Here is a 23,881-nt window from a genome sequence, read left to right on the forward strand (position 1 = left end):
TATGCATTCGGGCAACGGTCGCGTCCGGTTCACCCGGCGGGGCGCTCTGAAAGCGGAGCGTGCTCGGCGGATTCAGATATCCCGTTCTACATCGACAAATAGCTCAAAAAACGACATCGGTTCCACGTGGAGCACGCGACGTAAAGTCCGACCAATTGGAGTAAGCACGCATAAGTGTGGAAAATGTGATTGATGCCGCATATCCTGGATGGCTCAAAGGAGGTGGCGTAGGCGGCCCCGGCTGGTATCCTTTGCGGCCCCGGCGTCCGCCTTGACATGACTCAGACCGACAGGCGCGGTAAGACAAAGAAGTCCACGTCATTCATCGGATTCCTCGCCGTCACGGTTCTCTCGTCCCTCTTCATCGCCCTGTGGCAGGAGTTCCTCGGACAGACGCTCGGCGCGCTGCTGGGAGACCTCCTGTGGGTCGGCGCGTTCCTCCTCCTGCTGGGCTCACTCGTCCTGCTCCTCGCGCACGCGCAGCGCGGCGGCCCGCACGAACTGCTCCGCCTGCTCGTCAAGGTGCTGCCGGACACGCCGGCCACCGGATACGTCCTCACCGCGATCGCGGGCATCAGCGCGGCGACCCTGATCGCCCCCCTGGTCTGGCCCGCGCTCAGCCCCTCCTGCCCCCTGCCCGTCCAGCTCATCGTGGCCACCACGGCCGACAGCGAGACGGTGCTGCGCAGAGCCGCCGACGACCACGAGACCGCGCGCCGCGAGGAGAACGGCGGCTGCCGACCGGTCGACGTGCTGGTCTACGCCGCGGGAACGACGGAGACGGTGCGCACGATGCTGGGCAACGGCTGGGAGCTGCCCGCGAACACCGTCGAGCTGGGAGCCGGACCCTCCGGACGCAGTTACCTGATCGACCGTTCCCTGGGAGCCAGGCCCCACTACTGGATTCCCGAATCCACCATCGAATACCTCGAATTGGCGCCGCCGGAAGACGGACGGATCGACAGGAGCCAGGAACTCGGCGACACCGGCCTGGACTATCTGGGACCCACCCGCATGACCCCGCTCGTCTGGGCGGTGCCCGCCACATTCCCGCCCGACGTCGAGCCGGGAATTCTCCCCGACGACCCGGAACTGGACTGGGCGCGCCCGGGCCTGCAGTGGACCTCGGTGGGACGGCTGCACGGCGCCCACCAGGTCCGGGTCCTCACCGAGAGCGGCCGCGAGGCCGAGACCGCCCAGGCGGAGGACCGCTTCCTCGGCGAGGAGGGAGCCGACAGCAGCGCGGCGCTGCTGTGCCGGCTCGGGCGGTGGACCGACACGGTAGCGCTGGTCAGCGAGGCGGCCGTGTACCGCGCCCGCGAAGCCGAGGACGACGCCTCCCCGGAGTGCCCCGGGGAGACGCGGACCGGCCTGGCCCCCCGCTACGCTCCGGATCTGCCCTTTCTCGACCACCCGCTGGTCCGGGTGCTCTGGAGCGCCGAGGAGCCGTCGGACCTCACCGCGGAACGCCGCGCATTCGAGCGGTTCCTCCTCGACCTCGCCGAGGACGAGGACGCCTACGCCCCCGGCGGGGTCTACGCTGGATACCGGTCCGTGACGGGGCGGGGGGAGGCCGCCGACGACATGGCCGACGAGCACGGCGCCGGGCTCCGGGAGCGGGTCTTCGGATGGGTGGCGCGGTTCGACCCCGTGGAGTGGCACGAGTGGGCGCAGCGGGCCGACCGCGCCTACCAGGAGGCGAGCGAACCCGCGACGATCCTGCTCGCGTTCGACCGGTCCACGTCCATGGCCTCGGTGCCGCAGCAGTTCGACGCGGCCCGCACGGCCGCGACCACGATCATCGGCCGCCTGCGCGCCCAGGACCGCTTCGGACTGTGGTCCTACCCGGCGGGCGACACCGGGGCGGACGCCACCGCCGCGACCACGCTCGTGGCGCTCACCCACCGCGACGACCTGCCCGAGGGGCTCCTCGCCACCGTCGAGGGCCTCGCCCCGGTCCACCGGCCGACCCCGCTGCGGGAAGTCGTCCGCGCGGGCGTGCTCGCCCTGGAGGAGGACGCGGCCCCCGGCGCGGTGCTGGTCGTCGTCACCGACGGGGTGCGCGTCCAAGACGACGCGGGACTGGGACAGGAGGAACTGGACCGGGTGCTGGACGACACGGACGTGCGGGTGCGGATCATCGCGGTCGGCGGCGGCGCGCGGCAGGCGGCCGACCAGACCGCCTGCGACGTGGGGCTGCTGCCCCGGCTCGCCGAGCACCCGCGCGTCGAGTGCCGCGACGCCGACCGGGGCAGGGCCGACGGAAGCGCGCGCGGCGTGGTGGAGGAGGCGCGCGGTGGGAGGTGACCCGGTGGTGCGGAGGACGGCGAGGGCCGCGGCGGCGCTGGCCCTGGTCGCGGCGACCGCCTGCACGACGCCCCAGGCGGACGACCGCGTCATCTATGTCGCGACCGGTCAGGACGTCAGCGGCAACGACCTCTACCTCAGCCTCATCCAGGAGTGGAACGCCGCCCAGGGGCCGGGGGGCCACCGCGCCTACCTCGTGACCCTGCCCGGCAGCGCCGACCAGCAGTACGCCGAGATGGTGCGCGACGTCCAGGGCGGCAGCCCCGAGTACGACGTCATCAACATCGACAACCAGTTCACCGCCATGTTCGCCGAGGCCGGATGGATCCAGGAGATCGGCTCCGGGTGGCAGGAGGCGGACGGGGCCGCCCGGGCAGCCGACGGCAACGCGCTCACCCCGGTCTTCCGGGAGGAGGTGAGCCGGTCGGTGACCTACCAGGACCGGGTCTACGCGGTCCCCTTCACCGCGGACGTCGGCATGCTCTACTACCGCAGGGACCTGGTGGGCCCGGGAACGCTGACGGCGGGCCGGAGCCTGAGCGGAATCCTCGCCGAACTCGCCGAGGCCACCGGGGACACCGACGTCGAACACCTCTACATCGGCCAGTTCGCCCAGTACGAGGGGTTCACCGTCAACGTCATGGAGATCGTCGCGGCGGAGGGCGGCAGCCTCGTCCTCCCCGGCGAGCAGCGCCTCGCCGACATCCACCGCAACAACGCCGAGCACCAGGCGCTGAACCTCATCGCCGAGGGGTTCGCGGACGGGACCTTCCACCCCGCCGCGCTGGAGAGCACCGAGGAGGAGACCTACGTCCGCTTCCTCAGCGGCGAGGCGGCGGCGATGCGCAACTGGCCGCTCTGGTACCGCCGGCTGCTCATCGCGTCCACGGAGCAGGACTCGGGGCACGCCCCCGAGTACGCGGTGGAGGCGCTGCCCGGAGCCCTGCTGGGCGGGCAGAGCCTCGCCCTGACCAGTGGAAGCCCGGACGAGGAGGCCGCGCTCGACCTCATCGGCTTCCTCACCGGAACCAGGCAGCAGCAGGTGCTGTTCTACTGCGGCGGGTACGCGCCGACGCGGCAGGACGTCTACGTGGAGAAGCTGTCCCCCGAGGACGCCGCGCAGCTGTGCGCCGAGTACGGCGTCACCGGGGAGGGCGCCTGGCACGCCGAGGCCAACCAGTTCCTGGACACCGTCCGACTGGCGGTGGACGACGCCCAGCTCCGGCCGGTGACGCCCTACTACTCGCAGTTCAGCGAGGAACTCTCCAGCGGGCTGCGCCAGTTGTTCCTCACGGCGCAGTACGGTGGGGCCGCCGCCGTGCCGCTGAACACCGAACGGCTGGAGCAGATCCGCACCGAAGCCGACAACGCGCTGTACGGGCGGTGATCAGAGCGCGGCCCGGGAGGCGGCCAGGGCCGCGGGCCCCATGACGAACTCCGGGTCGACCTGGGCGGCCAGGTCGACCCCGGTCGCCGCGTTGGCCCACCGCTCGGCGTTGCGCAGGTGGAACTCCACGTTCTGGCGGGTGAACCTCGTCCAGTCCTGCTCGGTGGCGTCGACGAGGTCGCGCATCCAGGCGAGCGCCTTGAGGTTGTCCTCCTCCAGTTCGGCGAGGTCGGGGTGGCGGCCCTTCTCCATGCCGCGCACGAACCCGGAGTGGGTCAGGCAGACGCTGAGCGCGTCGCCCACGTGCTCCCGCAGGAACTCCACGTCCTCGGGGCCGTGCACCTTGTTGCCGACCACCCTGATAGCGACGTCGTGGTCGCGGGCGTAGGCGGCGTACTGGTGGTAGACGCCGACACCGCGCAGGGTCGGCTCGGCGACCAGGAAGGTGACGTCGAAGCGGGTGAACATGCCGGAGGCGAAGGAGTCCGCTCCGGCGGTCATGTCCACCACGACGTACTCGCCGGGGCCGTCCACCAGGTGGTTCAGGTACATCTCGACCGCGCCCACCTTGGAGTGGTAGCAGGCCACCCCCAGGTCGTCCTCGCTGAACGGTCCGGTGAGCATGAGCAGCACCCCGTCGACCCCGAGGCCGAAGCGCCGGTGCACCGGGTTGTCCGCGGAGAGGTCGAGCAGCCGCGAGCCCCGCCCGGGCGGGGTGGTCTTGACCATCTGCTCGGCCGAGGGGATGCGCGGGTTGGAGCCGCGCAGCAGGTCCTTGATCTCGGTGAGGTGGCCGCCGAGGGCGGGCAGGGCGGCGAGGTCGGCGGCCGAGGCCCCCAGGGCGGGGCCGAGGTGCTGGTTGATGTCGGCGTCGATGGCCACCACGGGGGCGCCGCAGTGGGCGAGGTAGCGGGCGAACAGGGCGGACAGGGTGGTCTTGCCGCTGCCGCCCTTGCCGACGAACGCGATCTTCATGGCTGTTCTCTCTCCGGTGTGACCCTGGGCGACCGGCTGGTCGCCGCGGGCGATGGAAATGCTGCTGACAACGATTATCATTCCGCACCGCCGGCCCGGCGGCCGTCTGATCACGGTTGGATCGCGTCTTGGACAAGGAACGGTCTCGGATGGGGGAGCCATTGCCGCTGTTGCCGGAACGTTGCAGCTCAGGAGGGGTAGCTGTGCCCCCGGCGTGGAATCCTTTGTGCTGTCTCTGCGGGACACGTGACCGTGTTTTGCGGGGCTGCCGTATCCGAGAAACCGTTGGTGTGCTGTCCTGTTGTTGAGTTCCGCCGTGACGGTTCCGTGGGCGTGCGATCCTGGCGGTCCCACCGAAGAGCGATGGGAGTGACATGGGGACGACCGATTCGCAGGGGGTGCGCACCTTCGACACCGCTGACGCCTGCGGTACACCCGTGGTCGACCCCGCCGAGTTCACCGGTTCGGCCACCGACCACACCGTGTGGAGCTGCGTCGGCAACCTCACCGCGGTCCGCTCCATCCGCTCCCGGGTCCGCGAGTTCCTGGGGCGGGCCGGATGCGCCGAGACCGTCCGCGACGACGCCGAACTCGCCGTCAGCGAACTGGCCACCAACGCCCTGCTGCACTCCCGCTCCGGTCAGGTCGGCGGGGTGATGACCCTGTTCATCCGGGTCGGCGCCGGAAGCGTGCGCGTGGCAGTGGCCGACCAGGGGCGCAAGGACCCCGCGGCGAGCGACGTGATCCGCCGGGAGGACCAGAACGAGTACGGCCGCGGCAAGCTCATCGTCGAGGACTGCTCCTCCCGCAGCGGCGAGTACTGGACCGAGGCCACCCACGTCGCCTGGTTCGAGATCGACCTGCCCTGAGTGCGGGGACACGGCCGGGGCCGCGGCCAGCCCAACGCGGCCCCGGCCGTGTCATGCGGAGCGGAAGCCGATCCGGGACGGCGGCGCACCGCGGACCGCGGCCCGGACCGCCCGCAGGGCCGCGCCGGTGACCGCCGTGCTCTCGTCCGCCGGGGAGAGCACCGAGGCGCCGTGCCACAACGCCACCGAGGCCAGCACGCACCGGTCGAACTCGGTCATTCCGCTTTCCAGGACGACGGTGTCGTCGCGGGAGAGCCGCAGCGCGGCGTCGAGACGGCGGAAGTGCGCGACGAGTTCCCGGTGGGGGCGGCGGACGGTGCGCGGCGGGGCACCGGAGACGGCCGTGTAGTCCATCAGGCCGCTGTCGAACAGGCAGTGCGCGGGATCGTAGCCGCCGCACCGCGGCGCCGGGCGCAGCAGTTCGGTGAAGGGGGTGGTCGCGGGGGCCTCGCCGAAGGAGACGACCTGGCGCACCCGGGACCGGTCGGCCAGCTCCACCGCCAGGGGCGCCAGAGCGCCGGTGGTCAGGATCATCCGGGCGTCGGTGTCGACCAGCACCCTGATCAGGGTGTCGACGTCCGAGGACAGCTCCAGCGGGAGCGCGACGCAGCCCACCGCCATCGCGGTGTAGACGGAGACGAGCCGGGCGGTGGAGACCGGGGCGAGGACCGCCACCACGTCGTTGGGGTGCAGCCCGCGCCGGCTCAGTCCGGCGGCGGCGTACTGGACGACGGCGGCGAACTCGGCGCCGCTCATGCGCTCCCCCTGGTGGTCGGCGACCGAGCCGAAGTCCCCGAAGCGCCGCAGCCGGTCCAGCAGGCCGCCGGTCAGCGAGCCGTACGGAGCCGTGCCGCGCGGCAGGTGCGCGACGGGTCCGTCGACGGCGCTCGGCAGCCGTTCGACCCTCATGCCTCCCCAGTCCTCCCCAGTCGTCCTCCCCGGCGGTCGCGCCCCGGGTTCGCCACGCCCCCTCCACGTGGCGAACCCGGGGTCCCGCGGTCGGTGCCGCGAGACGCTTCCCCTCACAAGCGGCCCGCGGCGGTACGCCCCCGGCGGGACCGCGGTCGTCTCCCACCACGTGCCGTGGCCTGCGCGGAGTGCCACGCGGTGGGACCGGACGACCGGGGACGCCGGGACGGTGCGCCCAAGACGCCGTGCGGGCGGACCGCGGTGCTCTGCGGGCGACGACCGCACAGAAGTGAGATTACCCCCACCAAGCCCTTCTGCACATGCATTATCGCGTGCATATGCATATGTAGATTCTCTGCACCACGGGTATGTAGACGACTTTTCCGCAGCTCAGAGGGCAGAAGGGAGATGGGGCACAGAATACCTTCGACCGTCGCTCCGCAAAAGAGCACCGCTTCCGCAGGCCCCGGGGACCCGGGGCGGCGACCGTCACCGGTTGATCCATGCGGCGATCTGGTTGCGGGAGTGGAAGCCCAGCTTGGTGTTGATGTTGGCCACGTGCCGGGCCACCGTCGCCGGGCTGATGAACAGCTGCTCCGCGATCGACCGGTTGCTCATTCCCCGGCCGACCAGCTGGGCCACCTCGCGCTCCCGCGGCGTCAGCACCGCCGCGTCCGCGTCGACCGGCGCGGAACCGGTCGGCGCCGCACCCGTCTCCGCCAGCCGCAGCGCCCGCCGGACCGCCTCGTCGACGTCCGTGCGGCGGCCCTCTTGCCACCACCGGTCGAAGCTCCCGTCCCGCAGCGGCCACGGATCCCCCGACGCGGAGTGCCCGGAGGCCTCCCGGATCCGGTCCGCCGCTCCGGCCAGCAGGGTGGCCTCCTCCGCGTGCCCCTGCGCCGCGGCGACCGTGGCGACGGCGAGCAGCCCCCGGGCCGTGCCCAGCCGCTGCCCGGTGTGGTGGCACAGCGTCAGACTCTCGCGCAGACAGCCGTAGGCCTCGGCGACCTTCCCCCGCCGGGCCAGGACCCGGCCCACCCCGGCGAGGCAGCGCGCCAGCTCCGGGGCGCCGCCGATGGCCCGCTGGATCTCCAGGGCCTCCCGGAAGCACCGCTCGGCGCCGGACAGGTCCCCGCTGGCCTCGGCCACCCTCCCCTGGCCGATGAGGGTGAGGCCCACCCCCCACCGGTGGTCGATGACGCGCAGCAGCGTCAGCGCCTCCTCGTAGCGGGCCCCGGCCTCCGCCAGCCGCCCCTGCCGGGCGGCCAGCGCCCCCTGGGTGCTGCGGGCGATGCCCTCGTTCCACGGATCGTCCGTCGCACGCGTCAACGCGACCGACTCGGCGAGCCGCTGCCCGGCACGGTCCAGCCTCCCCGCCCGGATGTCGCTCATCGCCAGGATGTTCAGGGCCAGCGCCACCGAGGCGTGGTCCCCGGCCTCCTGGCACAGCCGCAGCCCCTCCTCACCGACGCGCACGGCGTGCACCTGGTCGTTGCGGTCCCAGGCCAGTTCGGCCCGGCGCACCATCGCCCGCCCCCGCAGCGCCTCGTCCGCGCAGTCCAGGGCCAGGAAGCGGTCGGTCCACTGCGCCCCCTCGGACAGCAGGCCGTTGACCATCCAGTAGGGACGCAGCGCCACGCACAGCCGCAGCCCCTCGACGGCGTCGCCGCGTTCGGCCGACCAGTTGAGCGCGGCCCACATGTTGTCGCGTTCGGCGCAGACCCGCTGGAAGGAGGAGAACCGCCGGGACCAGCAGACGCCGTGGCCGGCCACGGCGTTGTGCGCCAACTCCTCGGCCAGCGCCAGCATCTGCTCCCGGTGCCGCAGCCGCAGCCGCTCCTCCTCCCCGCTCGCCGCCAGCCTGGCCGAGGCGTAGTGCCGGATCGTGTCCAGCATCCGGTACCGCATCCGGCCCTGGACCTCGCCCACCACGGTGACCAGCGAACGGTCCACCAGCGAGACGAGCAGGTCGAGCAGCGAGCGGGCGGGCAGCGCCTCGTCGGCGCACACCAGTTCGGCCAGTTCCAGGTCCCAGTCGGAGAACACCGACAGCCGCCGCAGCAGGGTCTGCTCCCGATCGTCCAGCATGTCGTGGCTCCAGTCGATGACCGCGCGCAGCGTCCGCTGGCGGGCCGGCGCGCTCCGGTCGCCGTAGGTCAGCACCGCGAACCGGTCGCTGAGGCGTTCGGCGATCTGGGCGACCGACAGCAGCCGCACCCGGGCGGCGGCCAGTTCGATCCCCAGCGGGATTCCGTCGAGGCGGCGGCAGATCTCCGCGATGCTGTCCAGACGTTCCGGAGTCACCGCGAAGTCGTGCGCGTTGGCGCGGGCGCGGTCCACGAACAGCTGGACCGACTCGGCGCCGAGCGGATCGGCCGGCCCCGGCCCGGGCACGGTCAGCGGCAGGACCCGCCACACGCTCTCCCCCGGGGCCCGCAGCGGTTCGCGGCTGGTGACCAGGAAGGAGACCCGGGGGCAGCGCGTGAGGAACCGTTCGACCACGGCCGAGACGTCGGCGACCACGTGCTCGCAGTTGTCCAGGACCAGCAGCAGGTGGCGGGAGCGCAGCACGTCGTCCAGCGCCTGGTCGGGGGAGCGCTCGCTGTCGCCCCGGGCGCCCAGGGCGGCCGCGATCCGCGCGACGACCTCCTCGCGGGTGGTGGCCTCGGACATCTCGCACAGCCACACCCCGTCGGGGAAGCGCTCCGTGGCCTTCGCCGCGGCGCGCAGCGCCAGCCGGGTCTTGCCGATGCCCCCCATCCCGCACAGCGTGACGAGCCGGTGGGAGCGCAGAAGACGGGAAATGGCGTCGAGGTCGCCTTCGCGACCGACGAACCTGTTGAGTTCCAGAGGCAGGTTCTGCTGTGCCTGTGCCGTATTCGCTGCCATGGACTCCGGGGGGTCAGACGGTCGGGAACGCGGCGTCCTACCCGGGGAGAGCACGCGTCGGGGGGAACAGAGGAAAACGTGGTCGGAAGAACATCACGTTCTGTTTAGTAGCTGTTTCCGTCCAGCGCAACCAGAACGAATGTTTGTGCTGTTCGAAAGGGTTGTGTCGGAAATGCGGCAATCGGGTCACCGGGGACAGGAGGACGCGGCCGGCGGCCGGGCCGGCCCGTCGGCCGCCGCGAGCCGGGCCGGCAGTTCGGCGCGGGCGGAGATGCCCAGCTTGGCGAAGACGTTGGCGATGTGCCGCGCCACCGTCGCCTGGCTGATCACCAGGCGGTCGGCGATCTGGCGGTTGGACAGCCCCGCCCCCGCCAGTTCGGCGATCTGGCGTTCCCGCGGGGTCAGCGAGCGCGCGTCGTCCAGCGGAGGCGGGGCCAGCGCGGCGGACAGCGCCTCCTCCAGGGAGAGGGTGCGGGCCCGGGTCCACTCCGCGGCCGCGGAGGCGTCGCCCAACCGCTGGTTGACGTACTCGCGCAGCCTCCGGTTCCCGGACGAGGGCGCGTTCGCCCGGTGGCGCAGCGCCTCGGCCTGCGCGCCCAGCAGCACCACCCGGTCGGTCATCCCCTCCGCGGCCGCGAACCGGGCCAGGTCCTCCAGCGCGCGGGCCAGCGCCAGCCGCCGCCCCGAGAACCCGCTGTGGTGGACGGCGCCGCTCAGGTGCTCCCAGGCCTTGAGCAGGTTGCCGCGCCGCGCCGCCAGGCGCCCGAGCGTGGCCAGGCAGCGGGCGGTGCCCAGCGCGGAGCCCAGTTCCAGGAACAGCGAGAGCGCGCGGTCCAGGTGCCGCTCGGCCGTGTCGTGGGCCCCCTCCCGCAGAGCGAGGGCGCTCAGCGCCTCGTGGCAGCGGGCCGAGTTCCAGCCGCAGCCCGTCGCCTCGCCCAGCGCCAGCGCCTCCGACAGCCACCGCCGGGCGTCGTCGCGGTCCCCGACGGCGTCGGCCAGGCGGCCGCGCAGCTCCAGGGCGTAGGTCTCCACCAGACGGTTGCCGAGACGCCGCGCGAGGTCCAGGGCCTCGGCCGCGCGGGCGGCGCCCACGGAGAACTCCCGTCTGCGCAGCGCGACGGCGGCCAGGACGGCCAGCGCGTCGGCCCGGGTCGCGTCGTCGCCGACGGACTCGGCCAGCCGCAGGCCCGCGGTGAGCCGCTCCAGCACGGCCTGTTCGCCGTCCAGGTCCAGGGTCAGTTCGCCGTGCAGCACCAGGGCGCGGGCCCGCAGCCGCGGGGAGAGGTCGTCGGGGGCGACCGCCAGCAGGTCGGCCAGGAAGGCGGCCCCCTCCGCGCACCGGTCGAACGCCAGCCAGTAGGACCGCAGCAGCACGCAGATCCGCAGCCCCGGCTCCGCCAGTCCGTGGGCGGCGGCCCAGCGCAGGAAGGAGCGCATGTTGTCCAGGCTGCGCTCCACCCGCTTCAGCAGCTGCAGCCGCTCCTGCCACGGCAGGGCCGAGGACATGGCCGCCGCGAACGCCTCCGTCCAGTGCACCCCGTACTCCAGGGTCCGCCGGTGGTAGACCTCCGCCTCTCCCGAGGCGTGCAGCTCCTCGGCGGCGTAGACGCGGATGGTGTCGAGGATCCGGTAGTGGGCGACGCCCTCCACCTCCTCCTCCAGCACGATCAGCGACTTGTCCAGCAGGGAGCCGTGCAGTTGCAGCAGTTCCGCGCCGAAGTCGGCGGTGAAGAGGTCCTCGGCCATGTCCAACGACCAGTTCGCGAAGATCGACAGGCGCCGCAGCAGGGCCTTCTCCGCGTCGGTGAGCAGGGCGTGGCTCCACTCCACCACGGCCCGCATGGTGCGCTGCCGTTCGGGCAGCCGCTGGTCGGTGCTGTTGAGCAGGGTGAAGCGGTCGTCCAGACGCCGCAGGATCTGTTCGACCGACAGCACGCGCACCCGGGCCGCGGCCAGTTCGATGGCGAGGGGGACGCCGTCCAGGATCCGGCAGATCCGCACCACGGTGTCGATGGTGTCGGAGGTGAGCGTGAACTCCGGACGCGCCTGGCGGGCCCGCGCCGCGAACAGGCGGACCGCGGCGTGGCGCATCGCCTCCTGCACGCTCAGCCGACCGGACGCGGCCGCGGGCCAGGAGGCGTCCGCCGGGAGCTCCCGCGGGGCCGGGGGGAGGTCCAGCGGAGGCACCCGCCAGACGTTCTCCCCCGGGATGCGCAGCGGTTCCCGGCTGGTCGCGAGCAGGTGCAGGCGGGGGCAGGTGCTCAGCAGGGTCCGGCACAGCTCGGACAGCGGGGCCACGATGCGCTCGCAGGTGTCCAGGACCAGCAGCAGGTCGCAGGAGCGCAGGGCGAGCAGCACCGCCTCCCGCAGCGGTTGGCCGCGCCCCGCCTCGATGCCCAGCAGCCCGGCCATCGAGTACAGCACGTGGTCGCCGGTGGTGGCCGCGCTCAGGTCGACGAAGAGCGTGCCGTCGGCGAACCGGCCGTGTTCGCGTTCGGCGACCCGCAGCGCCAGGCGCGTCTTGCCGATGCCGCCCGCGCCGGTGAGGGTGACCATCCGCACGGTGCGGAGCAGGCGGCCCAGGTCGGCGGCGTCGCGCTCCCGGCCGATGAGCGGACTGCGGGGGGTGGGCAGGTGCTGTCGTGGCGTTGGCATGGTCTCGTCCCTTTCGTCCCCGTTTCTCCGACGAATGGTCCACAAATTCGGACAATGGGGAGGAAACGGGAGGTCACGGCGCCGGACGCGGCCGCTACCGGAAGCGTGGCGCCGGACCGGGCCGCGACCGCGCCACGCCCGCCCGGACCTAACCGTTCCAGGAAGCGGGGTCGGCTTCGACCTGCTCCCCGGTGGCCAGGTTCTTGACCTCGTGCGGTCGGCCCTCCTCGAAGGGCGGGAACCACACGAAGGGGATGTCCTTCTTGGAGGCGTACTGGATCTGCTTACCGATCTTGGCGGCCTGGTGGTAGACCTCGGTGTTGAACCCGCGCTCGCGCAGCTGCGCCGCGACCGCCAGGGCGGCGGCGCGCCGTTCGTCGCCGGGGAGGACCACGAGCACGTCGGTCGGGCAGAACCGGCCGCCGGTGATCCGGCCCTCGGCCACCAGCTTGGCGAAGATCCGGGTCAGGCCGATGGAGAGGCCCACTCCCGGCAGGGAGCGGCGGATGAACTGTCCGGCGAGGTTCTCGTAGCGCCCTCCCGCGCAGATGCTCCCGTAGCCGGGGTCGTCGTCGAACACGGCCTCGTAGACGGTACCGGTGTAGTAGTCCAGGCCGCGGGCGATGGACAGGTCCGCCACGACGCTGCCCGGCGGCAGGTCCGACAGCTCGTCCAGCACCCCGCCCAGCTCGTCCAGGCCGCTGGAGAGCGTCTCGCCGGCGACGCCCAGTTTGGCGACCTCGTCGACCACCGAGGCGTCGTCGCCGCGGATCTGCGCCAGTTCCAGGCAGGCCGCGGCCTGGTCCGGGCTGAGGCCGACCTGGCCGACGAGGAGGTCGCGCACCGCGTCCGCGCCGATCTTGTGCAGCTTGTCCACCGCGCGGATCACCGCGAGCGGGTCGGTGACGCCCAGGCCCTCGTAGAAGCCCTGGAGCACCTTGCGGTTGTTGATGTGCAGCGTCCAGGCGGGAAGGTCCAGCCCGGCGAGCACCTCGTGCACGATGCGCGGCAGTTCGGCGTCGAAGTGCACGGGGATCCGGTCGACGTTGATGACGTCGATGTCGCACTGGGTGAACTCGCGGAACCGCCCCTCCTGGGGGCGCTCGCCGCGCCACACGCGCTGGATCTGGTAGCGCTTGAACGGGAAGACCAGGTCGTTGAAGTGCTGCGCCACGTAGCGGGCGAAGGGCACGGTCAGGTCGAAGTGCAGTCCCAGGCGGGCGTCGCTGTCGTCGTCGGCGTCGGCCTGGAGCCGGTGCAGGGTGTAGACCTCCTGGGAGGTCTCGCCCTTGGACATCAGCACGTCGAGCGCCTCCACCGACGGGGTCTCCACGGAGGAGAACCCGTAGCGCTCGAACCCGCGGCGGATATGGTCCAGCCAGCGCAGCTCCACGGACCGGACGCGGGGTGTCCACTCGGGGAATCCGCTGATGGGCGTGGGTCGGATGATGCGCTGCTCGGACATGGGCGCGGTGGGCTCCTTAGCCGGGGACCGTTCGGTGTACGGCCCAATCGTAGGCCCTGGGCAGGGCAGTGACCCAAATCCCGTGCCCCGTGCGGGGCGGCCGGCCCCGCCCCGCACGGGGCACGGACCGGGCCGGGGAGGAGCCGGAGGGGCCCGGAGCCGTGCGGGGCCGGGCCGGTCCCGCGCCCGTGAAAAACAAGAGGAAGAACGTGTACAGGGGAGCGGAACGGACGATGGACGGGGATGATCCGGAAAAATCTCCCGGCCCGGAGGGAGTTTTTCCTTTTTCTTGACCCTCGAACAGGGGAATGCCTAAACTTGGTTCTGGAGATGGCGAGAGGTGGCGACTGTCCCCCCTCGTGAGGTTTCCCTCCAAAACCGCACGATGTTGCCACCCCTGTCTTCCGAGCCCCCGGACAGCCGTTCCGGGGGCTTTTTATTGTTTCGGGACAATGGTCCGGTAATGCGGGAAAAATAAATGTTAATCCTTTTTGTCGCGCGGTTCCCCTTTGGAGAATTCTGTGTTTTCGCTGAGAACTCTCCGGGGTACCGCCACCGGCCCGCGAGGACGGGAGCGCGGGCCGGTGGCCGGCGAACGCCGCGGACGGCCACGTTCCGCGGGTCCGGTGCGGGCCACTCCGCCCCCCGCCGCGGCTTCGTGTGCCAGGGCCGCGGAGCGGAGGCCGACGGGTGGCGCCGTCCCGTTCACGGTAGACGCCCGAAGCGGTCGACTCCCAGTCCTCCGGGCGACCGGATCAGGCCGCTCCCGCTGTTGACAATCGCGCTTCGACCACTCGCACGCGGGCGCCGCGACCGGTGTGTGGCCCGTCCCACCGGGGGCGGAATCGGTGGAGAGCGCCTCCGCCGAACCGAGACGGTGCTAGGTTCGCCTTTGATGATCATGTCCGCCGGCCGTTCTCGGCCGCCCGCAGCGGACCTTCCGGAGCGGGGCCGCGCACGCGCTCCCTCAGCGTCCCGAGGTAACGAACACGTGAACGATTCCCCGAAACTCACCACCAAGATCATCGTCGCCGGGGGCTTCGGCGTCGGAAAGACCACGTTCATCGGCGCGATCTCCGAGATCCCCCCGGTGCGCACCGAGGCGGCGATCACCAACGCCAGCATCGGGGTGGACGACCTGTCCAAGACCCCGGACAAGCGCAGCACCACGGTGGCCCTGGACTTCGGGCGGATCTCGCTCCCCACCGACCTGGTGCTCTACCTGTTCGGCACCCCCGGCCAGCAGCGCTTCTGGTTCATGTGGGACGACCTGGCGCGCGGAGCGCTGGGCGCCGTCATCCTGGTGGACCCCCGCCGGCTGGAGGACTGCTTCCCCGCCATCGAGTACTTCGAGCAGCAGCAGCCGCTGCCGTTCGTCATCGCGGTGAACGCCTTCGAAAGCGACGAGGACTACTACCGCTACACCGACCAGGAGCTGCGCGAGGCGCTCGCCCTGCCGCCCGACGTGCCGATCGTGACCACCGACGCGCGCAAGCGCGAGGCCGTGCTGGAGACCCTGGTCAGTCTGGTCAAGCACGCGATGGTGGTGGAGCGGCGGCAGAGCCGGGGCCGCCAGCTCGTGCACTGACCCGGGGCCGGCGCCCAAGCCGGAGGGGCGGCCCCCGGGCGGCGGAGGCCCCACGGGGTGCGCACCGGGTGACCGGGGCATCACAGCAGGTCAGAGTGGAGGGTTCGGATTCCGGCGGAAGAGAACCGCCGAAACCGGGTGATTCAGCTCTCATCCGGGGAACCCAAACGGCGCGAACAGCGTTACCCTGCTGTGGTGTTCGGACGAATGGCAGAGAGTGTGCGACGCCTGCTGGGCAAGCCCGGCTCGGTGTCACTCCAGCCCTATACCAAGCTGCTGAAGACGATCGAGGAGCGCGAGGAGGCGCTGCGCGAGCTGAGCGACGCCGAGCTGACCGAGGCCGCGGCTGAACTCGGCAACGCCGAACTCCCCTACGACCGCGCCGACCTCGCCGAGTTGTGCGCGCTGGGCCGCGAGGCCGCCCGCCGCACCCTGCAGGAGCGCCCCTTCGACGCACAGCTGGTCGGTGTCATGGCGCTGCTCGACGGGCACGTCGCGGAGATGGCCACCGGTGAGGGCAAGACCCTGACCGGTGCGCTGGCCGCCGCCGGGTTCGCGCTGCGCGGACAGCGGGTGCACGTGCTCAGTGTCAACGACTACCTGGCCCGGCGCGACGCCGAGTGGATGCGGCCGCTGTACACGCTGCTCGGCGTCGAGGTCGGCTGGATCGGCCAGGAGTCCACCACCGAGGAGCGGCGTGCCGCCTACGCCGCCGACATCACCTACGCGTCCGTCAGCGAACTCGGCTTCGACGTGCTGCGCGACCGGCTCGCCACCGACACGGCCGACCTGGTGGTGCCCGAACCGAACGTGGCGATCATCGACGAGGCCGACTCCGTGCTCGTCGACGAGGCGCGGGTCCCGCTGGTGCTCGCGGGGGCCGCCGAGCCGGCCGAGTCCGACGCCGCGATGGCCGAACTGGTGCGCAAGCTGCGTCCCGGCATCGACTACCGGATCGACGACGACGGCCGCAACGTCCACCTCACCGACGCCGGGATCGACGCGGTGGAGAAGGCCCTGGGCGGCGTCGACCTGTACTCCGAAGAGGACACCACGCTGCTGTCCCGCGTCAACCTGGCGCTGCACGCGCACGCGCTGCTCCAGCGCGACGTGCACTACGTGGTGCGGGACGGCAAGGTGCGGCTGATCAACGAGTCGCGCGGCCGTATCGCGCTGCTGCAGCGCTGGCCGGACGGCCTGCAGGCCGCCGTGGAGGCCAAGGAGCACCTGGCCGCCAGCGAGACCGGTGAGGTGCTGGACTCCATCACCGTGCAGTCGCTGGTGCTGCGCTACCCCGTCCGCTGCGGCATGACCGGCACCGCGATGGCCGTCGCCGAGCAGCTGCGCGAGTTCTACGAGCTGGAAGTCGCGGTCATCCCGCCCAACAAGCCCAACATCCGGATCGACGAGGAGGACCGCCTCTACGCCACGGCCGAGGAGAAGGAGGACGCCGTCGTCGAGAAGGTGGCGGAGGTGCACGCCACGGGCCGTCCCATCCTCATCGGCACCCAGGACGTCGCCGAGTCCGAACGGCTCGCCAAGCGCCTGGAGCGGGCCGGGCTGGAGTGCGTCGTCCTCAACGCCAAGAACGACGCCGACGAGGCCGCGGTCATCGCCGAGGCCGGCACCTACGGCAGGATCACCGTGTCCACCCAGATGGCCGGACGCGGCACCGACATCCGCCTGGGCGGCAGCGACATGAGCGACCGGGACCGGGTGGTGGAGACCGGGGGCCTCTACGTCATCGGCTACGGCCGCTACCCCAGCAGCCGCCTGGACGACCAGCTGCGCGGCCGCGCCGGACGCCAGGGCGACCCCGGCGGCTCGGTCTTCTACGTCAGCGTCGAGGACGACCTGATCGCCAACAACGTGCCCGAGGCGCGCGGCTACCGGGTCTCCTCCGCCGACGGCGCGATCACCGACCCGGCGTGGCGGCAGACCGTCGACCACGCCCAGCGTGTCGCCGAGGGGCAGCTGCTGGAACTGCACCGCAACACCTGGCGGTACAACAAGCTCATCGACGTCCAGCGCGGTGTGGTGCTGGACCACCGCCGCGCGGTGCTCCACGACGACCTGGGCAGCCGGCAGCTCGCCGTGGACTGCCCCGCCACCTACGAGGAGCTGGTCGAGCAGGTCGGCGAGGAGGAGGTCGCCCGGGCGGCCCGCCTGGTCACCCTCTACCACCTGGACCGGGGCTGGACCGACCACAACGCGTTCCTGGCGGACCTGCGCGAGGGCATCCACCTGCGCTTCCTGGGCCGCCGGGACCCCCTGGACGAGTTCAACCGCGACGCGGTCCCCGCGTTCAAGGGCTTCCTCGACGAGGCGCGCGCCCGCGCCGCGGAGATGTTCGCGGACCTGAAGGTCGCGGACGGCCGCCTCGACGTGGCCGCGGCCGGTGTCAAGCGGCCCTCCACCACCTGGACCTACATGGTCCAGGACCAGCCCTTCAGCACCGACTTCGAGAACATCGTCGGCCGGGTGAAGAACCTGGTCGGCCGGGACTGAGGCCGCGGGCCGTCCAGGCCGTGTCCCGCGCGGGCCCGGGAGCGTGCGCTCCCGGGCCCCGCCGTTGTCCCGACACGGCGGTCGAAACGGTGGAAGACCGTCCGAATTCTGTGAGAAGTCTGAGAAGCGGGATAGGGTCGCGGAGGGCCGCCCCGGGTGCGGGCGGCCGCGCGGATCCGACGCGCGTCGCAGACTTTTCACAACCGGGAGGGGAGCCCACCGTGGCCCACGAAGTCGGTGCGCAGGAGAAGATCACCTACGGACGCAACGACCGTTTCGCCGGAGGACCCGTCGGAGGAGGCGGCTTCTGGGTCGACGGCGAGGGGAGACCCGCGGCCAGACTCGGCGGCCCCACCGAGTGGCAGGGCCTGCTGGAGGTGCGGGTGGGGGAGACGTTCACGGTGGGCGAGCAGGTGTGGCGGGTCGACGACATCGTGGCCCCGGAGACCCCGGACGCCTACCTGGTCGCCACCCGCATCGGCTGACCGGGGCCGCGGGGCCCGTACCGGTTGCACTAGGTTTCTCCCCATGGGAATTCGGCACATCGCACTGTTCCGCTGGAACGAGGGCGTCACCCCCGAACAGGTCGAGCACGTGGAGGAGCTGCTGGGCAAGCTGCCCGGGGCGATCCCGGAGCTGAAGAGCTACTCCTTCGGCGCGGACCTGGGCCTCGGGGCGGGCAACCACGACTTCGCCGTGGTCGCCGACGTCGAGGGGGAGAGCGGCTTCCTGGCCTACCAGAACCACCCCGACCACCAGGCGGCACTGGCGGTCATCAAACCGATGCTGGCGGACCGCGCCGCGGTGCAGTTCACCGTCTGACCCGGGCGGACGCCCGCCCCGCCGGAGGGTCCCTCCCGGCCGACGGGGCGGCACACCCGACCCCACAGTCGCGTGCACAGAGTGATTGTTCTGTTGCCTGGGGTAGTGTTTCGTTGGTCCGGAAGGGAGCACCGCCCCTCTGGAGAGGCCGCCCCGGACGCGAGCCGACGGGCGGGGAGACAGGCGCGCAAGCCGAACCGAGACAGAGGCCAGGAAGGTGAGATGGCGCGAACACACCCCTCGACGGCCGACTACCGACGCAGCGCCGCCGGCCGCCGACACCGCTGGTACGGGACGAAGAAGCACGTCAAGCGGGTGTTGGGGTGGCGGCTTCCCCATCTGGCGATGCGCACCGCCGTGCGGGTCCTCGCCCCCGGGGTGCGCGCCACCGGACGCCTTCCCGCGCCCGCCGCGCTCCGCGAGGTCACCGGCCGGGTCGACGGCGTCGAATACGTGATGCGGGACCCCGCCCGCTGCGTCATCGCCAAGGAGCTGTACTGGGGCGGCGGCCGACGCCCCCAACCCGCCGACGACCTCGCGGTGCGGGTCTTCGCCGCCGTGGCCCGCCACGCCGCCACCCTGTTCGACATCGGCGCCTACACCGGGCTGTTCACCCTGGTCGGCACCGCGGTCAACCCCACGCTGCGGGCCCACGCCTTCGAGATCGTGCCCGAGGTGTACCAGGCGCTGGTGGACAACTGCGTGCGCAACCGCGTCCTGCACCGGGTCACCCTCCACCACACCGGGGTCGGCGACCCCGCGGTCACCGTCATGATGCCCGCGCGGGCGGCGGACTCGGCGCTGCCCTGCTTCTACTCCAGCCGGCTCGGCTTTCCCGACGGCGTCCCGGTCGAGGTCGTCGCCCTGGACACCTTCGCCGACCAGGTCCCGCCGGGGGGACGCGCGGTGCTCAAGGTCGACGTGGAGGGAACCGAGAGCGCGGTCTTCGAACACGGTCAGAAGTTCCTGGCCGCCCACCGCCCCGACATCCTCTGCGAGGTCCTGCCCGACGCCGACACCGACCGGCTGCGGGCGCTGCTGGAACCGCACGGCTACCGCTGCCACCTCGTCGGCGAGCGGACCCTGGCGGCCGCGTCCCGCCTCGTGCCGCACCCGCGGTTCCGCGACTGGTTCCTGACCACCCGGACCCCCGCCGAACTCGCCGTGCTCGGCATCGGGACGGGGTGAGCGCCGCCCGGAGGACGCGGGGACGGCGCCGCGTCAGCCGAGGCGGCGCAGGACCTCGCGGAGCGCCGGGCGGGCCGCGCGCTCCCGGTGCTGTGCGGCGAACGCCGCCACACTGTCGGGATCGGTCCTGGCGTACTCGCGCAGCGCCCGGCCGGCGGCCCGGTGCACGAAGGGGTCGGGATGCCCCAGGTTCGCGTCGACGGAGTCGAAGAGCAGGGCGCGGTCGGTCTCCTCGCCCGCCCGCAACTGGCACAGGACCGCGGCGCGGCGCAGCCACCGGTCGCCCGACAGCGACCAGTCGCCGATGCGGGGCCGCAGCTCCCGCGGATGGGCCCGCAGCAGCGGGCCGATCCCCCGCACCGCGAGCGGGTCCACGTAGTCCCACCACGCGCCGGCCGTGATCAGCCCCTCGTACAGCGGGACGGCCCCGGGCACCCGGTATCCGGCGTACCGCGGGTCGTCGGCCAACTCCACCGCCGCGTACCGCTCCTCACGGTGCGAGGCCACCCGCCACAGCGTGTGGACGGTGTCCTCCCAGGTCTCGAAGTCCTCCAGCGGGCAGGTGGCGAAGACCTCGGCGAACAGCCTCCGCCGGACCGCGGCCGACACACCGTGGAAGGGCAGCTCGGATCGGACACGCCGCCGCATGGAGGCCGCACGGACCGGGTCCGCGGCGTCGCGCAGCCGATCACGGACAGCGGCGATCAATCCGAGATGGGCAGGCATGGACCCATTATCGTGCGGCGCTGCCGCCGGAATCCGTGCAGTGGCCCGCTGAAGCCCGCAGAGGTGATGGTCAGGAAGATCTTTGTCGATTCGGTGGATCAGGCCCGAAAAGTTGCGGGGAGCGGGCCCGCGGCACGGAGAACGGGCCGTCCCGGGGGGGGATGGGACGGCCCGCGTCACGGGGCGGAGAAGGCTCCGCCGGTTCCGGGGGACGACGGTCAGCAGCTGCCGCCGCAGGAGCAGGAGCTGCCGTTCTGGCAGCCGCACCCGCAGTTGGAGCCGCAGCTGCATCCGCCTTTCAGTTCGGTTCCGTCGTGAAGCATGGTCCCTCCTCCACATCCGGCCGCGGCACCGCGGCACCGGGACGTCGCTTTCGGTAACCGAACTTCCCGGAGGCCGCGTCGGTCAACCAGAATGGCCGGTTTCGGCAAATCACCGTCAAACAGGTTTGGACAACGGGAACAGCGGTCAGTCCCGCCGCTCAGGCGAAGAACCCGGGGGCGGCGGCCGGACGGCGCACCAACCGGTACAACCACACCTGTCCCACCGCCATGACCGGCACCATCGGAGCCGTCGCGGCGACCACCAGCGTCAGGGAACGCGGATCGGACACGGCCACGGGCAGCCCCGCCCCGGCCGCGACCACCGCCGGCAGCGCCGCCAGCGCCACCGCCGACGTCAACCGCGACCAGCGCGGCCCCGACACTCCCGCGGTCACCGCCAGTGCGGCCGCCACCGCCGCTGCCACGGCCAACGCGGACGCACCGGCGTCCACCCCGCCGTCGGCCCAGGCCGCGACCACCGCGACCGGCAGCACGACCAGCCCCGTCCGCGCCAGCGTCCGAGTGGCGCGGGCCGCCGCGTCGGCCGACTCCGAACCGGCGGAGCCGTCCACGGGCACCAGGCGCTCCGCACCGAAAGCCGCCCCCCGCAGCAGGAACAGCACCGCGACCGCCACCACGCACACCGGCGTGAACAGCGGCGGCAGCACCCCGCCGCCCAGCAGCGCGGCCAGCACCAGCCCCCACGACAGCGCGACCAGCCAACTGCCCACCACGATGGCCGCGTCCCAGACCGCGTGCCACGCCGCGGCGGCCACCCGGCCGCGCAGCCACAGCCCGGCGTCGCGCCACAGCCACCCCGCCAGCAGAGCGACGAACAGCGGCCACTGCCCGGCCACCACCTCGCCCTCCAGTTCCGGGAACAGGCCCGCCACCACGCCGACGGCGGCCACCAGCCACACCTCGCTGCCCAGGAAGTAGGGGGCGGCGGCACGGACGACCCGGCGGCGCTCCTGCGGGGTGCGCGCCACGTACGGCGCCAGCATGCCCAGGCCGACGTCGCAGCCGGCCAGGACGAAGTAGCCCGCCAGCAGACCGGCGGGAAGGAGCACGGCAACGGATTCCACGACAGTCCTCCAGGAGACGACGGCTAGTAGCGGTGGACGGGGGCGGCGACCGTGTCGTCCGGGGCGGGCGCCGGGGCGAGCGGACCGCCCTCGGGGCCGCGGCGGGCGAACCGGACGAGGAGCCACCCGGTGATCCCCGCCAGCACCGCGAACGCCCCGGTGAACAGCACGAAGGAGAGCAGGGCCAGGCCCGGGGACAGCTCCGTCACCGCCTCGGCGGTGGTCATGTGGTGCCGCACCGCCCACGGCTGGCGGCCCAACTCCCGGTAGACCCAGCCGCCCACCCCCGCCAGCAGCGACAGCACGGGCAGGACCGGCAGCAGCCACTGCAGCCACCGCCAGCGGTCCAGCCCGCGCAGCGGCCAGGCCAGCAGCGCCAGGGCAAGGACGAAGAGGAACACCGTCCAGCACAGGGTCATCACGGCGTTGCCGGTCCCGGCGAGCCCGTGCACCACCCCGGACGCGGCCGCCTCGATCCGTTCGATCTCGGCCGCGTCCAGCGTCGTGCCGCTGGTCGGCGGTGCATCGACCAGCAGCGGGTACTGGGCTCCGCCCACCGCCGCCGTCGGGAACAGCGCGAGCGAGGCCACCAGGACCCCCCGCCGGACCCCGCGCCGGAACATGCCGTCCGGATCGTTGCCGCGACGCAGGTGGTAGGCGCTGACCCCGGCCATCACCAGACCGCCCACCAGCAGCGCGCTGACGGCCACGTGGCCGAAGGCCAGCAGCGCCGACGGGTTGGTGACCAGGGCCGCGGGGTCGGTGAGCACCGCCACGCCGTCCCGCATCTCGAAGCCCACCGGGTTCTTCAGGAAGCCGTTGGAGACCAGCACCCAGAACGCCGACAGGTAGGCGGTCAGCGTCACCACTCCGAAACAGGCCAGGTGCAGCCACCGGTTCATGCGGTCCCACCCGAAGATCCACAGCCCCAGGAACGTGGACTCGGTGAAGAACGCGGCCACCGTCTCCACCGCCAGCGGAGCGCTGAACACGTGGCCGAACACGTCGTTCAGCCCGTTCCAGTTCAACGCCAGCTGCACCTCCATCACCAGGCCCGACAGCACCCCCATGCCGTAGTTGACGACATAGAGGCCGCCCCAGAACCGCACCGCGGCCAGACGCGCCCTGTCCCGGCGCAGCACCGCGCTGAACTGGGCGGCCAGGATCAGCGCGGCCAGGCCCAGGGTGAAGGCGACAAACGTGTAGTGGGTGCCCGCGGTCAACGCGAACTGCAACCGCGCCCACAGCAGCGGATCGTCGAACATGGGAAGTCGGACTCCTCGACCGGGTCGTCGTCGGGGGACACGACGATGCTCCCCGGCCGAGGGGTCGGGCACATCGGCCCGGGGAAGGCAGTTCCGCTACGCCGCCGGAGGTGCCGGCGGCCCGGGCGACCACTCTTCCGGGACTACGGGAGAACCCCGGTTCCTCCCCTAGGGGGCGGCCCGTCCGGACCGGGGCGGTGCGGCGCCGCCCGCGGCACACCGCTCAGCGCAGCCACCCCGGAGTGACCAGGCCCGTCTCGTAGGCGAGCACCACCAGCTGCGCCCGGTCGCGCACCCGCAGCTTCACCATCGCCCGGCTGACGTGGGTCTTGACCGTCGCCGGACTCAGCACCAGCCGCGCGGCGATCTCCTCGTTGGACAGCCCCTCCCCGACCAGGGCCACCACCTCGCGCTCCCGGTCGGTCAGCTCGCCCAGCCGCCGCACCGGGTCGGGGCGGCGCGGACGCCCCGCGTACTCGGCGATGATGCGGCGGGTGACGGTCGGCGACAGCAGCGCCTCGCCCCGGGCCACCACCCGCACCCCGTTCAGCAGGTCCTCCGGCTCGGTGTCCTTGACCAGGAAGCCGCTCGCGCCCAGCCGCAGCGCCTCGAAGATGTACTCGTCGAGGTCGAAGGTGGTCAGGATGACCACCCGCGTCGACCGCAGGGCGGGGTGGGCGAGGATGCGCTCGGCCGCCGCCAGCCCGTCCACCCCCGGCATGCGGACGTCCAGCAGCGCCACGTCGGGACGGTGGGCGACAGCCATCCGGACCGCCTCGGCCCCGTCCGCGGCCTCGGCGACCACGTCGATGTCGGGAGCGCTGTTGAGCAGTGCCCCGAAACCGGCCCGGACCAGCGCCTGGTCGTCGGCGAGAAGTACCCGGATCATCTCTCCCCACAGGGTCGAACACCGATGGAGC

At 72.3% G+C, this 23,881-nt stretch carries 17 protein-coding genes; 8 read left to right on the forward strand and 9 right to left on the reverse strand.

Annotated elements, in window-relative coordinates; translation table 11 throughout:
• Positions 1-276: 276 nt before the first annotated feature.
• Positions 277-2,307, forward strand: coding sequence for a vWA domain-containing protein (locus FOF52_RS00290; protein ID WP_248591818.1), 2,031 nt, complete (start codon positions 277-279; stop codon positions 2,305-2,307).
• Positions 2,297-3,694 (forward strand): extracellular solute-binding protein, encoded by a 1,398-nt coding sequence (locus FOF52_RS00295; protein ID WP_248591819.1) that lies wholly within the window; start codon positions 2,297-2,299, stop codon positions 3,692-3,694. Before FOF52_RS00290 ends, FOF52_RS00295 begins: the two co-directional genes overlap by 11 nt.
• On the opposite strand, the gene FOF52_RS00300 is transcribed toward FOF52_RS00295, so the two are convergent.
• A complete protein-coding gene (locus FOF52_RS00300) occupies positions 3,695-4,669 on the reverse strand; it encodes an ATP-binding protein (protein WP_248591820.1) in 975 nt (324 codons plus the stop codon).
• A 374-nt stretch (positions 4,670-5,043) separates the two neighbouring features.
• Between FOF52_RS00300 and FOF52_RS00305 the strand changes: the two genes are divergently transcribed.
• The gene (locus FOF52_RS00305) at positions 5,044-5,538 is read left to right on the forward strand and encodes an ATP-binding protein (RefSeq protein ID WP_248591821.1); all 495 of its coding nucleotides are present in this window, start codon (positions 5,044-5,046) and stop codon (positions 5,536-5,538) included.
• Between the two features lie 51 nt (positions 5,539-5,589).
• Here the strand turns inward: FOF52_RS00305 and FOF52_RS00310 are convergent, their stop codons facing one another.
• The 4 genes from FOF52_RS00310 to hisS form a co-directional block, all read right to left on the reverse strand.
• The gene (locus FOF52_RS00310) at positions 5,590-6,447 is read right to left on the reverse strand and encodes an AMP-binding protein (protein ID WP_248591822.1); all 858 of its coding nucleotides are present in this window, start codon (positions 6,445-6,447) and stop codon (positions 5,590-5,592) included.
• 489 nt (positions 6,448-6,936) lie between these two features.
• Positions 6,937-9,336, reverse strand: a complete 2,400-nt coding sequence (locus tag FOF52_RS00315; RefSeq protein WP_248591823.1) for a LuxR C-terminal-related transcriptional regulator — start codon at positions 9,334-9,336, stop codon at positions 6,937-6,939.
• A 186-nt stretch (positions 9,337-9,522) separates the two neighbouring features.
• A complete protein-coding gene (locus FOF52_RS00320) occupies positions 9,523-11,991 on the reverse strand; it encodes an ATP-binding protein (RefSeq protein ID WP_248591824.1) in 2,469 nt (822 codons plus the stop codon).
• Between the two features lie 148 nt (positions 11,992-12,139).
• Positions 12,140-13,456 carry a histidine--tRNA ligase gene (gene hisS / locus FOF52_RS00325; protein WP_248591825.1) on the reverse strand — a complete coding sequence of 439 codons (1,317 nt, stop codon included), beginning with the start codon at positions 13,454-13,456 and terminating at the stop codon, positions 12,140-12,142.
• A gap of 991 nt (positions 13,457-14,447) precedes the next feature.
• Between hisS and FOF52_RS00330 the strand changes: the two genes are divergently transcribed.
• From FOF52_RS00330 to FOF52_RS00350, 5 genes are all read left to right on the forward strand, one after another.
• A complete protein-coding gene (locus FOF52_RS00330; protein ID WP_248591826.1) occupies positions 14,448-15,044 on the forward strand; it encodes a GTP-binding protein in 597 nt (198 codons plus the stop codon).
• A 207-nt stretch (positions 15,045-15,251) separates the two neighbouring features.
• Positions 15,252-17,552, forward strand: a complete 2,301-nt coding sequence (gene secA2, locus FOF52_RS00335) for an accessory Sec system translocase SecA2 (protein ID WP_248591827.1) — start codon at positions 15,252-15,254, stop codon at positions 17,550-17,552.
• A 221-nt stretch (positions 17,553-17,773) separates the two neighbouring features.
• Entirely contained in the window at positions 17,774-18,037 is a 264-nt protein-coding gene (locus FOF52_RS00340) for a DUF6406 domain-containing protein (RefSeq protein WP_248591828.1), read from the forward strand.
• A 43-nt stretch (positions 18,038-18,080) separates the two neighbouring features.
• On the forward strand, positions 18,081-18,374 hold the full coding sequence (locus tag FOF52_RS00345) for a Dabb family protein (RefSeq protein WP_248591829.1): 294 nt from the start codon (positions 18,081-18,083) through the stop codon (positions 18,372-18,374).
• A gap of 222 nt (positions 18,375-18,596) precedes the next feature.
• The gene (locus FOF52_RS00350; RefSeq protein WP_248591830.1) at positions 18,597-19,562 is read left to right on the forward strand and encodes an FkbM family methyltransferase; all 966 of its coding nucleotides are present in this window, start codon (positions 18,597-18,599) and stop codon (positions 19,560-19,562) included.
• A 33-nt stretch (positions 19,563-19,595) separates the two neighbouring features.
• Here the strand turns inward: FOF52_RS00350 and FOF52_RS00355 are convergent, their stop codons facing one another.
• The 4 genes from FOF52_RS00355 to FOF52_RS00370 all read right to left on the reverse strand — a co-directional run bounded on the left by FOF52_RS00355 (position 19,596) and on the right by FOF52_RS00370 (position 23,850).
• A complete protein-coding gene (locus tag FOF52_RS00355) occupies positions 19,596-20,288 on the reverse strand; it encodes a DNA alkylation repair protein (protein ID WP_248591831.1) in 693 nt (230 codons plus the stop codon).
• Positions 20,289-20,769: 481 nt separating this feature from the next.
• Positions 20,770-21,696, reverse strand: a complete 927-nt coding sequence (locus FOF52_RS00360) for a cytochrome d ubiquinol oxidase subunit II (protein ID WP_248591832.1) — start codon at positions 21,694-21,696, stop codon at positions 20,770-20,772.
• 23 nt (positions 21,697-21,719) lie between these two features.
• Complete coding sequence (locus tag FOF52_RS00365) at positions 21,720-22,961, reverse strand: cytochrome ubiquinol oxidase subunit I (protein ID WP_248591833.1); 1,242 nt, start codon at positions 22,959-22,961, stop codon at positions 21,720-21,722.
• Between the two features lie 223 nt (positions 22,962-23,184).
• Complete coding sequence (locus FOF52_RS00370; RefSeq protein ID WP_248591834.1) at positions 23,185-23,850, reverse strand: response regulator; 666 nt, start codon at positions 23,848-23,850, stop codon at positions 23,185-23,187.
• Between the last annotated feature and the right edge of the window lie 31 nt (positions 23,851-23,881).

This window comes from Thermobifida alba, assembly GCF_023208015.1.
GTDB lineage: Bacteria > Actinomycetota > Actinomycetes > Streptosporangiales > Streptosporangiaceae > Thermobifida > Thermobifida alba.

What these genes read in the sequence shown, in the direction of transcription:
- FOF52_RS00290 (WP_248591818.1), top strand. Translation starts at nt 277, where the DNA reads ATGACTCAGACCGACAGGCGCGGTAAGACAAAGAAGTCCACGTCATTC.
- FOF52_RS00300 (WP_248591820.1), bottom strand. Translation starts at nt 4,669, where the DNA reads ATGAAGATCGCGTTCGTCGGCAAGGGCGGCAGCGGCAAGACCACCCTG.
- FOF52_RS00305 (WP_248591821.1), top strand. Translation starts at nt 5,044, where the DNA reads ATGGGGACGACCGATTCGCAGGGGGTGCGCACCTTCGACACCGCTGAC.
- FOF52_RS00310 (WP_248591822.1), bottom strand. Translation starts at nt 6,447, where the DNA reads ATGAGGGTCGAACGGCTGCCGAGCGCCGTCGACGGACCCGTCGCGCAC.
- FOF52_RS00315 (WP_248591823.1), bottom strand. Translation starts at nt 9,336, where the DNA reads ATGGCAGCGAATACGGCACAGGCACAGCAGAACCTGCCTCTGGAACTC.
- FOF52_RS00320 (WP_248591824.1), bottom strand. Translation starts at nt 11,991, where the DNA reads ATGCCAACGCCACGACAGCACCTGCCCACCCCCCGCAGTCCGCTCATC.
- hisS (WP_248591825.1), bottom strand. Translation starts at nt 13,456, where the DNA reads ATGTCCGAGCAGCGCATCATCCGACCCACGCCCATCAGCGGATTCCCC.
- secA2 (WP_248591827.1), top strand. Translation starts at nt 15,252, where the DNA reads ATGGCAGAGAGTGTGCGACGCCTGCTGGGCAAGCCCGGCTCGGTGTCA.
- FOF52_RS00345 (WP_248591829.1), top strand. Translation starts at nt 18,081, where the DNA reads ATGGGAATTCGGCACATCGCACTGTTCCGCTGGAACGAGGGCGTCACC.
- FOF52_RS00350 (WP_248591830.1), top strand. Translation starts at nt 18,597, where the DNA reads ATGGCGCGAACACACCCCTCGACGGCCGACTACCGACGCAGCGCCGCC.
- FOF52_RS00355 (WP_248591831.1), bottom strand. Translation starts at nt 20,288, where the DNA reads ATGCCTGCCCATCTCGGATTGATCGCCGCTGTCCGTGATCGGCTGCGC.
- FOF52_RS00365 (WP_248591833.1), bottom strand. Translation starts at nt 22,961, where the DNA reads ATGTTCGACGATCCGCTGCTGTGGGCGCGGTTGCAGTTCGCGTTGACC.
- FOF52_RS00370 (WP_248591834.1), bottom strand. Translation starts at nt 23,850, where the DNA reads ATGATCCGGGTACTTCTCGCCGACGACCAGGCGCTGGTCCGGGCCGGT.